This is a genomic window from Mesorhizobium sp. CA5, from assembly GCF_020165105.1.
Taxonomy (GTDB): domain Bacteria; phylum Pseudomonadota; class Alphaproteobacteria; order Rhizobiales; family Rhizobiaceae; genus Mesorhizobium.
Window position 1 is genome coordinate 77,672 of record NZ_JAIUHJ010000025.1, and the last position, 10,684, is coordinate 88,355.

The window sequence follows — 10,684 nt, forward strand, 5'->3', positions numbered from 1 at the left end:
CCCTAGGCCAGCCCATAGCGGTTTCCGCCACGCATTTGAAATTCAGACCCGGATCGCGAAATCCGGGTCTGACTTGTTAACTGCCCGTGCCGGCAGCGGAGTCGCACGTAGTTCCCGCTACCCTTGCCAAATTCGTGCAAAGGCCCGCAAACCGGCCGCTCACCCAACCGCCAATCGCCAAGATCGCAAGGATCGCTGCGCCAGCGATGATGCCGACCAGTATTGAGTATTCGACCATGGCAGCGCCGCTCTCATCGTCGCGGAACCGCCGGCGCATCATCAAGAGCGTTTTCATGTTTGGTCTCCACGTCAGCCGGTGCCCTTAGAAAGAGCCAACGGCATAGACGCCTGTTCCGATCAAGTACCAGTGCCGGCGGCAGCGTTGCAGGTAGTGCCGGCGACTCTAGCCAGGTTGGTGCAGAGGCCGGTGAAACGGCCGGACACCCATCCGCCGATTGCGAGAATGGCCAAAATTGCCGCCCCGGCAATGATGCCGACGAGAATAGAATATTCGACCATAGCAGCGCCGTTTTCATCGTCGCGGAACTGCCGGGTCATCGTCATGAGCTTCTTCATGCCAATTTCTCCCTTTGGAGGTTTGAACCCGACGAGACAGAGCTAAGGATGAACCCCATACCCAAGCATCCCCCGTCACGTTCAATCCTAGGTCCCGCGAAAAAGCCGAGTCAAACGGATTAACATTCCCTTAAGCCTTCAATACTCGTTAATACGCCTTCTGAATTTCGACAACAGCTTGATTCGTCTCATTTTTCAAGTGATCTTAACCATTCGTTCACAATTCCGCCGCAGCCATACCTCTGGGCCGCCATATTAGAAACAATGCATATCTCAGTATATCTAAGGGCTTACCGACCAATGTCGGCCTACGTGGTGACATAGGTCGTAGGACTTTAGTCCGGGTGCGGTACGCAGGGGAAAATAAAACGATTTTCCGAATCTCCATCTCTTAACTATGTCGCAAGTATTATACGCTGTGTAGCTTGCAGGCCGCTTGTGCCTCTCGTGGTTAACGCATAGTTTCCATCTGGGGAAATCATAAAGGGGTAAGCGGCATGTTGGGTCGCTTCATCAAAGGGCCGAACGAACAGAAGATGCAACTGGCGCCGATCGCCGCTGCGCCGAATGGAGCGGCCACTGCTCCCGCGGCCGAAGCCGAACCGCAAGGCGATGATTTTCTGACCCTCAAGGTCGAGCTGCATCGCCATCTTGTCGACCGTTTCAACCTGACTGCCCTGGAGAATTCCTCAAAGGACGAAATCCTGAACGAGATACGGCCCATCGTGCGCGAGTTCGTGCGCGGCCGGAACGTACCGCTGAATGCCCGCGAGCTGGATCAGCTGACCAGCGACACCGCCGACGAGATGCTGGGGCTCGGTCCGATCGAGCCGCTGCTGAAGGACGATTCGATCACCGACATCATGATCAACACGCATGAGCGCGTGTTCATCGAACGCCGCGGCATGATCGAGGAAACCGCCATCCGGTTCCGCGACGAGGCCCATCTGCTGCGTGTCGTCAACAAGATCGTGTCGAATATCGGCCGACGCGTCGATGAATCCTCGCCGATGGTGGACGCGCGGCTGGATGACGGCTCGCGCGTCAACATAGCGGTAAGGCCGATATCGGTGGACGGGCCGCTGGTATCGATCCGCAAGTTCTCCAGGAATCCTTATTCGCTGGAGCGGCTAGTCGTGCTCAATTCGATACGCCCGGCGATGGTCGATTTGCTGCGCATCGCAGTTCAGGCGCGCAAATCCATCCTGGTTTCAGGCGGTACCGGCAGCGGCAAGACCACCCTGCTGAATGCTTTGTCAAGCTATATTCCTGCCAGGGAGCGTCTGATCACCATCGAGGACGCCGCGGAACTGCAATTGCAGCAGCCGCATGTCGGCCGATTGGAGACACGCCCACCCAATGTCGAAGGCAAGGGCGAGGTTCGCCAGCGCGAGTTGGTGAAGAACGCGCTGCGCATGCGTCCTGATCGTATCATCGTCGGCGAGGTGCGCGGCGAGGAAGCCTTCGACATGCTGCAGGCCATGAACACCGGCCATGAAGGCTCGATGACCACCATCCACGCCAACACGCCGCGCGACGCCATATCGCGCCTGGAGCAGATGGTCGGCATGGCCGGCATGCCGATGACCTATGAGTCGATTCGGGCCCAGATTGCTTCCGCTATAGATATCATCGTGCAAACTCAGCGCCTTTCGGACGGCGGCAGGCGGGTCATTTCCATTTCGGAGCTTACCGGCATGGAAGGCAATGTGGTGCAGATGCAGGAAATCTACCATTTCGTTCGTCGTGACGTGACGGCCGACGGGGCAATCATTGGCGATTTTCGCGCCACAGGAGTGCGGCCCCGTTTCGCCTCGGAAGCCGCAACCCAGGGATTTCACTTTGCCAAGGATGCTTTCAATCCGCAGGTTCCGCTCTGATGCTGTCCGGTGAGTCCTTGCTTTATTTTATCTATACTGTAGCGGCGGCATCGATCATCCTGGCCGCCGAGGCGCTCTATCTTTCCTATGCCAGCCGGCGCGCCCGTGCGGGAACGGTCAACCGCAGGCTGAGGCGTCTGGCCGACGAGGCTCCGGCAGAGCAGACCTTGCAAGGTCTTTTGCGCGAGCGCGGCCTTTCGAACTCGGGCGACTTTGTTTTCGGCTACGTCGGCCTGAACCGGCTCTACACGCAATCGGGGATCACCGGGAGCCCTCTGAGGTTCGCGATGACATTCCTGATTACCGGTCTGACGGTGGCTTCAGTTCTATCACTCTTGATTGGGGTCTCTGCCCTCGCAGCAGTGATTAGCTTCCTGTTGATCGGCCTCGTTCTGCCGCTCCTGGTGCTGAGGCGGGCTCGCAACAAGCGAATTCAGAAATTCGCGAAGCAGCTTCCCGACGCGCTGGATATGATTGTCCGCTCCCTGCGGGCCGGCCACCCAGCCTCCGTGGCAATTGGGCTTGTCGCCCGCGAGATGCCGGATCCGCTCGGCACAGAGTTTGGCATCGTTTCCGATGAAATTACCTTCGGGCTCAGCATGGAACAGGCCGTACGCAAACTGGCGCAACGTGTCGGCTTCGAGGGCCTCAACCTTTTATCGGTATCGTTGTCAATTCAGGCAAAGACAGGCGGTAATCTGACCGGCATCCTGCATAATCTTTCGGCCGTTCTGCGCGAGAGGCAGAAGCTGGTGATGAAGATCAGGGCGCTTTCCGCCGAAGGTAGGATGTCGGCCTGGATCATCTCGCTATTCCCGATCGTGATGTTTTTCGTCCTCCAGCTGGCCGCTCCCGCCTATTACGGGGCGGTCTGGGGCAACCCCATGATCATGCCGGTATTTGTGATTTTCGGCGTATGGGCGCTGTTGGGCGATTTCATCATGTACCGAATGGTTAATTTCGATTTCTGACAGGAGCGGCGGATAGATATTTTCTCAAATAGTCAGGACTTAGGCCTGCTCGTCTCCATTGCCGTCTTCGGAGCGGCAGTGGCGCTTTTTCTCTTTGCAGCCTTCGTCTTCCTGCCGGCGTTGCAGACCCGGAAACTGGTGACGGAAAGCCTCATCGCCGAAGGTGTGACGGACCCCCGGTCGATGTTAGGCATCGATCATCAGGCCAAGATTTCGGCGCAGCGACCGGTCGAGGCCTATTTTCGCTCCATCGAGAAAGAGCGGCTGGAACCCGATGCGCTGGAGGCAAAGCTCTTTCGTGCCGGTTTCTACCAGGCTGGCGCGCCCTTGGTATATACTTTGTCGAGATTTGGTGCCGTTTGTGCAGGCTTCGTGGTAGCCTATCTGCTTCTGTCTCAGGTTCTTCCGTCAAACCTGCCCGCTTTTATTCCACTTGCCGGCTCGGCCCTGTTCGGACTGGCCTGCATGGTGATTCCAAGCATTATGCTTGACCGCTTGGAGAACGCGCAGAAGCTAATCTACCGCCGTGGCTTCCCTGACTTCATGGATATGATGATCACCTGCGCCGATGCCGGCATGAGTCTGGAGTCCGCGGTGGAGCGCGTTAGTGCCGAACTGGCGGGCACCCACAAATGGCTCGGCATCCAACTTGCGATCATGAATCTGCAACTGCGGGCCGGCAAACCATTGCGTGAAGCATTGCGTGAACTCGCCGAACGCATCGGCTTGGATGAGGCGCGTGCGCTGGCGGTTCTGTTTCGCCAGTCTGAGGAACTCGGCACAAGCCTCACAGACGCTCTGCGCGTATACAGCGAGGAAATGCGATCGCAGAGAATCCTCAATGCGGAGGAGCGCGCCAATGCCCTTCCGGTCAAGATGATGATCCCACTCGGCATCTGCATCTTTCCGGTGGTGCTGATGATCGTCCTTTTGCCGGTCGTCATTCGCATGAGAGGCATTTTCTTCTAGTCGGTCGTATGATTAGCTTCTAAAATAGAGTCGGGGACTCCTGGGACACACAATGACAAAGCGCCTCGTAGTCGCGACCAGCCTGCTGCTGATCTTCCTGGCCGGTTGCCAGACCAACGACTCCACCGGCGGCGTCGTGCGCGCCAACGAGCCGGCAAAAGGCGACTACACCGCCTTCGGCGATACTTTCGATGGACTGAAAACGATCAGCGACGTCGACTACTATGCCTCGGACCAGGCGGTTACCGAGGCCAAGACCCAGTTTCGGTCCGAGAACTACGGCAATGCCGGCGCTTTGTTCTACAAGGCCACGCGGCTCGCCCCTAATGACGGCGTCGCTTGGCTCGGCCTCGCCGCTTCCTGCGACCGTATCCGGCGTTTCGATCTGGCCGATATGGCTTACGGTCGGGCCTACCGGCTGATCGGCGCGACGCCGGAATATTACAACAATCTCGGCTATTCCTATTTGCTTCGAGGCAAGCTGCAGGACGCGCGCAGCAACTTCCTCAAAGCCTATGAACTGGCGCCCAACGACCCGACCGTGGCCAACAATTTGAAGCTGCTGTCCTCCAGCGTGCGGAACATCGAGCGGTCATGAGCCTTTTGCTGACCGCTGCGCTTGTGTTCAAAGGGGCAGCGGTCCTGTTGCTCGCGCGTATCGCCTGGATCGATTTTTCTACCCAGCGCATCTCCAACCGTGACGTGCTGCTGTTGCTTTGCCTCGGCCTCGGCGCCCTGCAATTCCAGGCATTGCAAACTCACTCATGGTTGGAAATGGGGATTAGCGCGTTCGGCGGCTTGGCCTTGTTCCTCGCGCTTTTTCCATTTTGGCTCCTCCGGAAGGTTGGAGCCGGCGATGTCAAGCTGATGAGCGTGACACCATTGCTGATTGGCGGAAGCAATCTCGCCGTTTTCTCGATACTGCTGCTGGTTTTCGCGGTCGCCACGGCTGCCATCATCAAGAACCCTTTTCTGATGCCAGCCGGGATGTTCCGCCACTATGTGCAGCATATGGATCGCAAGGGCGTCGTGCCGTTCGGCGTGCCGATTTCGGCGGCCGCCATCTGCGCGATAGCTTTGCAGATGTACTATGCCCTGATGATAGCGACCAGTTCCGGGATTTTGCAGCAGCTCAACTGAGCTTACTCCCCCCTCAAAACCCCGACGTCGACTTCTCCACCAGCTTAAGCTTACCCTTCTCCACCCTGAAGAACGGCATCGACCTTTGGCTCGATCCGTCGGCGCGGAAGCGGAACAGGCCGGTCGAGCCGCGGAAGCCGCTGGCGTTTTCCAGCACCTGCTTGCTGAAGCCGTCGGGGCCGGCTGAGCTGGCGATTCCCGCGCTCAGCGCCACCACGTCATAGGCATAGGCCACATTGACGTCCGGCTGATAGTTGTAGGTGGCCTTGAAGCGGTCGGCGATCGGGCCGGTCTCGCTCTGGTCGAGCGTCGCGATATAGGCGCCCTCGTAGAGCGGATCCATCGGGCGCTCGAGCCAGCGGTCGGTGCCGATCAGCGTCACCGCCTTGCCTGGAATGCCTTTGGCCTTCAGCGCCGCGAGCACCGCGACAGGGCTACCGTCGCCGCAGGCGACGACCACGGCATCGGGCGCCTCGACAAGCGAGCCCATGTCGGACACCACCTTGGCGCCGCCGTCGCTCGCCGAATAGGGCAGGGTCACGGCAAGCGTGGCGCCGTAGATGCTGAGCGCGTTGGCCACCCGGGATTCAATCGGGCCCGACTCCGCGCCCGATGGCACCAGCAGCACGAATTTCCTGGCGCCCTTGGCGGCGACCGCCGCCGCGCCCGCCGCAGCGCTGTCGGCTTCGCCGAGCCGCACGGAATAGACGCCGGGGCCGCCGGCGAAATTGTCGGCCAGCGCCAGCACCGGCGGCCGCTTGGAGCCGGAGAGCTTGGCAAGGTGCTGAGCGGCCGCAAGCTCGGACGGCCCGATGACCGCCTTCGCCGTGCCCGAGGTGATCGCCTTCACTGCGAGGTCCTTGGCGTAGCCGCTGTCGCCGCGCGTGTCCTCGATCGTCAGCGTCAGAAGCTTGTCGCCGAGGTCGGCCATTGCGAGGCGCGCGCCGTCATACATTTTCCGGCCGGTCTCGCCGGTGCTTCCGGGCGCCGAAAGCGGCAGCAGCATGGCCACCTTGGTCGGTCCCGTGCCGAGCGTCAGCTGGGCCTTGGCAGCGGCGGCCGAGGCCGGGCCGGCCGAGGTCACGCTGGCCAAGGCCGCACTGCCCAAGGCCTGGCCGCTTGCCTGCTGGGCGGGCACCGCGGGCGCGCCCGCCTGGCCGGCGGGTGCCGTGATCGCCGACGGATCGAGCACGTCCGACGCGCCGCTCTTGGACTGGCATGCGCACAGCGTCGCGACGAGGCCGAGAGCGAGAGCCCCCAATGCATGTCGCCCAAAAGTGGTCCCGGTTTTGGGGAGACGACATGCATCTGACAAAGACCTGAAGCGCACCGCAACGATTCGTTTCGGCGCGGCGCGCTTCAGGTCCGGATCGTGCCGCTCACATTTCATTTGATGCTTCCATCCATCTGCCGCCAGTATTCGCCCCGGTCCGCCTTCACTTCTCTTAACGTTTGCCTGCCCGGCGCGTCCCGCGATTCTTGCATCATGGCTTCAGCCGTCGAACAGCCGCGCTCTCAGCGCCTGTATCGCCTTCGCCTGCGCCGGGCTGCGATAGTCAGCGCATTTCATGTAGCGCGGCCCCGGCACGAACGATCGTCGCACGCAGACGCGGTTCTCCTGGCCGGCGGCGGACAAGCCGACAATCGAGACGTCGGAGAATCCGATCGTCGCCACCGGCAGCGGCCCGGCCGCTTCGAGCCCTTCCCGCGCCAGGATCGCGCGTGCGCGCCGGCAGTAGTCGACAGAGCGGACCGAGAAGCGGGTCTCGCCGTGCCCGGCGCGGTATTTCATCACGGTGGTGCAAAGGTCGCCCGCGGCGAGCCTGTTTGCCTGCGCCAGATATTTGACGCCGAGCGCGATGTTGGTGGCCGGCTCGCCGAGCTCGTCGAGAGAGCCGCGAAAGCCGAGCATCCGCGCCGTTGCCGGCATGACCTGCATCAGCCCGACCTCGCCGTCGGCGCCGCGTACGCCGGGATCGAAGCCGCTTTCGATCTCCATCACCGCATGCGCCAGCACCGGCTCGAGGCCGTAGAGCGACGCCTGGCAGGTGGCGAATGCCTTGAATGTCGCGCGCGTCCGCTCGGCCACCGCGTCGCAGCGCACGGGCTGCGTCCCCGGCGGTTGCGGTCGTTCCAGCCAGTTGGCGTGGACAGGTATTTGCCCCAGGCCGAGCAAGGCGACCGCCAGGGCAATTCCAGGAACACTGCGCAGCGGTTTTCCGCTCGCACTTGCGTCAAGACAAAGAGATGGACCGTTTCGCCGTTTCGGTGAAACGGCGGACCGGTCCAGCGCGATCGCCTTCGCCGGTTCTCCGTCGGCCACCATCGCAGCCAGCCGGCGTCCGCTTGCCCGTCAGCTCAGTGCATATACTCGACCATGCGGTCGTGGAAGCACTCGCATTTGTTGAGCGTGTCTTCGTCCTTGTAGTTCGTCTTGAGGTAGCCATAGGCCATGCCGCAGGCGACCTTGGCTTCCGAGGCCCAGACGAAGGCGGGACGCGACGAGTTGATCCATTCCGGGCTGTTGGCGACGGCGACCGATTCGTCCATCAGCTTCACCACATGGTCCTTGAGCTCGACCATGTTGTCGGTCAGCACCAGGTCCGAGGTGCCCACAGTGCGGCAATAATTCACCGCCGGCTCGCCGATGATGTCGGCGGCGAACCCCGTCGACCCGGCCACCAGCAGCGCCGCGGCCGAAGCCAGCAATCTTATGGAATGTTTCATGTAAGCCCCTCTCCGAATTGCGAATTCATGCTTTGCTGATGTTTAGCATGGAAGCGTGGTAGCGCATAAGTGCTAAATGGTGGCCGTGTGCTGTGCGTGGTTCGTGTCGTCGTAAAGGATGTTGATCGTTCCGGCGGCAGGTCCGTTCGTCAGCTGGGCCACATCTACGAAGTTGGTGCCGCCGGCCGTGCCGTTGGTGTCGACACTCAGCGTCTTTGTGCCAGCGTCATAATGCACGTAGTCGGCGATGTTGCCTCCCGGTGCTGTCTCGAACAGCGAAGACAAGTCGATCTTGTCGCCTTCGGCGCCACTGTAATCGGTGATGAGATCCTTGATGTCGAGGTGGTCGAGCCTGAACGCATCGGCGCCGGTGCCGCCTGTCAGCGTGTCCTGGCCAGCGCCGCCGACGAGGAGGTCGTTGCCGGACCCGCCATTGAGCGTATCGTTGCCGGCGCCGCCGACGAGCGTGTCGTTGCCGCCCGCTCCACTCAAATTGTCGACTCCGGCTCCACCATACAGCATGTTCCCGACATCGTTGCCGGTGATGGTGTCGTCGAAAGCAGACCCGATGATATCGGGGGCCGCCGCCGTCGACGTGTAGATATGCGAAGCGCCGGCGGCGTCCGCCGAGTGATCCGCAATCGGGTTCCCGCTCAGCGTCACGCCGATCAGACTTGTCGCCAGGTCACCGTCCGCGTCCACGATCTGGATCGGCAGATTGAAGTTGACGGGGTTGGTGCTCTGAACGGCTGCGCCGAACCCGGTGATGGCGAAGTCGTCGCCGCTCGTGTTCAACAATTCCAGACTGTTGTAGCCGTCGGCCGTGAACGTTGAGACGGAAACATGGTCGTCCATTATACCTGTTATCTGAGCGGCATAATGAACTGCGGCGGTGGGATCCACATCGACGAAGTGAACCGTGTAGGTTCTGTCCGTCAGCCCACCCGGACTGCCAACCGTGTATGTCGTTGCGTTGGTGCCGATGGTCGCGAAATCGACGATCTGCGTCTGCCCGTCATACGCGATCGCGACCGAGGTGACCGAATCGAGCGCACCATCCCCAACGACCTTGTTGTTGTCGGTACCCGTCGTGGCGTTGTCGTCCTTCGCCGTGATTTGAAGAACGGTGTTGGTGTTTCCGTCGCCAAAGGTGAAGGTGGCGCCGTTGGCGGTATAGTGGTTATCGAACACGTGGTCGCGGTTGGCGAGGACGCCATATCCGCCGGCTCCCATCGTGTTGCCGGTTAAATCCTGGACAAAGTCCACCCGGATGCCTTCGCCCGCACCGATGTTCTGCCCGCCGGCGCCGCCGCCGACGCCGAAGGAGTTCGCGTTCCCGTTGATGGTCGTGCCGGTGCCGAAAGGCGTGAAAAGCACGTCCTGCGAATTATCGTCGACCGGGGCACCGGAGTTCTTCTGACCATTGGGCACGAAGCCGGCCCAGGCGCCGTTACCGCCGTCGAAATCATACGTCCCGTTAGAGAACGTCACTTGCGTCAGGCTGTCGACCGTTCCATTCATGTCAACGGAATAGCTGGCACTCTGGGGGTCGAGGGTGACGGTGAACACCGCCAGGCCGTTAGCATTTCCGTACAGGGTATGACCGTCCGCAGATACATCGTAGATGATGTGGGCGCCGCCCGAAGTCAGGCCGCTGTCCGCGCCATCGAGAGACGCCGCGAAAATCGCCGTGCCGGCACCATCCGCTCCGTAGTTGTTGGACAGCGAGTGGTCTACATCCAGAGCAAACGTAACCGGAGCGCCCGCGCTATTCGACAGCACCGCGTAGTCCGGCGAGACTGCTGTCGGGCCGTCATCGAGGAAGGTGACCGCGCCGCCGATGTCGATGGCGCCGGTCGAGGCGCTGTCGCCGTCGGCATCCGTCACCGTCGCCGTCACGGCGATCTTGCCGGCCAGATTGAGCGCGTCGTTGTAGGCGGCGGCCGTCGAGCCGTCGACCAGATGTTCCAGCGCGACGTTCTGCACCACCGTCAGCTTGCCGTCCGAGGCGACCGATACCGTGAAGGCGGTGTGCGTGCCGCCGGCATCGCTGTACTGGCCCTGCACCGTGGCGCCGACCTGGACCAGCGTGATGGCATGGTCGCCCTGCGCCGTCGCCAGGCCGGAGGCCGCGTTCGTCACCGACAGCGCATAGGCCGTCGTGCCGGCGCCGTCGGCACCGTAGGCCGAGGTCAGCGTCACGATCGCCGCAGCGCTCGTCGCCGTCATGATCGCCGGGTTCAGCACGCCGTCCGTCGTCGGACCGTTATTGGTCTCGTCGAGCGTCACCGAGCTGCCGACCACTGCATTCGAGATCGTCGGGCCGTCATCGAGGAAGGTGACCGCGCCGCCGATGTCGATGGCGCCGGTCGAGGCGCTGTCGCCGTCGGCATCCGTCACCGTCGCCGTCACGGCGATCTT

General features: G+C 61.4%; 11 protein-coding genes. 5 read left to right on the plus strand and 6 right to left on the minus strand.

The genetic code is table 11. The features are described from left to right. Positions 1–76: 76 nt before the first annotated feature. Together LB529_RS25575 and LB529_RS25580 are read right to left on the minus strand one after the other, a co-directional pair. The gene (locus LB529_RS25575; RefSeq protein WP_224712660.1) at positions 77–295 is read right to left on the minus strand and encodes a Flp family type IVb pilin; all 219 of its coding nucleotides are present in this window, start codon (positions 293–295) and stop codon (positions 77–79) included. Positions 296–357: 62 nt separating this feature from the next. Further along, on the minus strand, positions 358–576 hold the full coding sequence (locus LB529_RS25580; RefSeq protein WP_224712661.1) for a Flp family type IVb pilin: 219 nt from the start codon (positions 574–576) through the stop codon (positions 358–360). A 497-nt stretch (positions 577–1,073) separates the two neighbouring features. On the opposite strand from LB529_RS25580, the gene LB529_RS25585 reads away from it, so the two are divergent. The 5 genes from LB529_RS25585 to LB529_RS25605 are packed head-to-tail and all read left to right on the plus strand — an operon-like array spanning position 1,074 to position 5,536. Beyond that, positions 1,074–2,456 (plus strand): CpaF family protein, encoded by a 1,383-nt coding sequence (locus LB529_RS25585; protein ID WP_224712662.1) that lies wholly within the window; start codon positions 1,074–1,076, stop codon positions 2,454–2,456. After that, positions 2,456–3,427, plus strand: a complete 972-nt coding sequence (locus LB529_RS25590; protein ID WP_224712663.1) for a type II secretion system F family protein — start codon at positions 2,456–2,458, stop codon at positions 3,425–3,427. The genes LB529_RS25585 and LB529_RS25590 overlap by 1 nt, the downstream gene beginning before the upstream one ends. 18 nt (positions 3,428–3,445) lie before the next feature. Further along, complete coding sequence (locus LB529_RS25595) at positions 3,446–4,396, plus strand: type II secretion system F family protein (RefSeq protein WP_224712672.1); 951 nt, start codon at positions 3,446–3,448, stop codon at positions 4,394–4,396. Between the two features lie 52 nt (positions 4,397–4,448). Further along, positions 4,449–4,994: a tetratricopeptide repeat protein gene (locus LB529_RS25600; protein ID WP_224712664.1), complete on the plus strand. Its 546-nt coding sequence runs from the start codon at positions 4,449–4,451 to the stop codon at positions 4,992–4,994. Beyond that, entirely contained in the window at positions 4,991–5,536 is a 546-nt protein-coding gene (locus tag LB529_RS25605) for a prepilin peptidase (protein ID WP_224712665.1), read from the plus strand. Before LB529_RS25600 ends, LB529_RS25605 begins: the two co-directional genes overlap by 4 nt. Before the next feature lie 13 nt (positions 5,537–5,549). Here LB529_RS25605 and LB529_RS25610 read toward each other — a convergent pair whose 3' ends face one another. The 4 genes from LB529_RS25610 to LB529_RS25625 form a co-directional block, all read right to left on the minus strand. Beyond that, a complete protein-coding gene (locus LB529_RS25610) occupies positions 5,550–6,797 on the minus strand; it encodes an ABC transporter substrate-binding protein (protein ID WP_224712666.1) in 1,248 nt (415 codons plus the stop codon). Positions 6,798–7,028: 231 nt separating this feature from the next. Then, the gene (locus tag LB529_RS25615; protein ID WP_318012580.1) at positions 7,029–7,640 is read right to left on the minus strand and encodes a lytic transglycosylase domain-containing protein; all 612 of its coding nucleotides are present in this window, start codon (positions 7,638–7,640) and stop codon (positions 7,029–7,031) included. A gap of 254 nt (positions 7,641–7,894) precedes the next feature. Next, a complete protein-coding gene (locus LB529_RS25620; protein WP_095765659.1) occupies positions 7,895–8,263 on the minus strand; it encodes a hypothetical protein in 369 nt (122 codons plus the stop codon). Between the two features lie 72 nt (positions 8,264–8,335). Continuing rightward, the coding region (locus LB529_RS25625; protein WP_224712667.1) for a DUF5801 repeats-in-toxin domain-containing protein at positions 8,336–10,684 on the minus strand (2,349 nt) is incomplete at its 5' end.

What these genes read in the sequence shown, in the direction of transcription:
- LB529_RS25575 (WP_224712660.1), bottom strand. Translation starts at nt 295, where the DNA reads ATGAAAACGCTCTTGATGATGCGCCGGCGGTTCCGCGACGATGAGAGC.
- LB529_RS25580 (WP_224712661.1), bottom strand. Translation starts at nt 576, where the DNA reads ATGAAGAAGCTCATGACGATGACCCGGCAGTTCCGCGACGATGAAAAC.
- LB529_RS25585 (WP_224712662.1), top strand. Translation starts at nt 1,074, where the DNA reads ATGTTGGGTCGCTTCATCAAAGGGCCGAACGAACAGAAGATGCAACTG.
- LB529_RS25590 (WP_224712663.1), top strand. Translation starts at nt 2,456, where the DNA reads ATGCTGTCCGGTGAGTCCTTGCTTTATTTTATCTATACTGTAGCGGCG.
- LB529_RS25600 (WP_224712664.1), top strand. Translation starts at nt 4,449, where the DNA reads ATGACAAAGCGCCTCGTAGTCGCGACCAGCCTGCTGCTGATCTTCCTG.
- LB529_RS25605 (WP_224712665.1), top strand. Translation starts at nt 4,991, where the DNA reads ATGAGCCTTTTGCTGACCGCTGCGCTTGTGTTCAAAGGGGCAGCGGTC.
- LB529_RS25620 (WP_095765659.1), bottom strand. Translation starts at nt 8,263, where the DNA reads ATGAAACATTCCATAAGATTGCTGGCTTCGGCCGCGGCGCTGCTGGTG.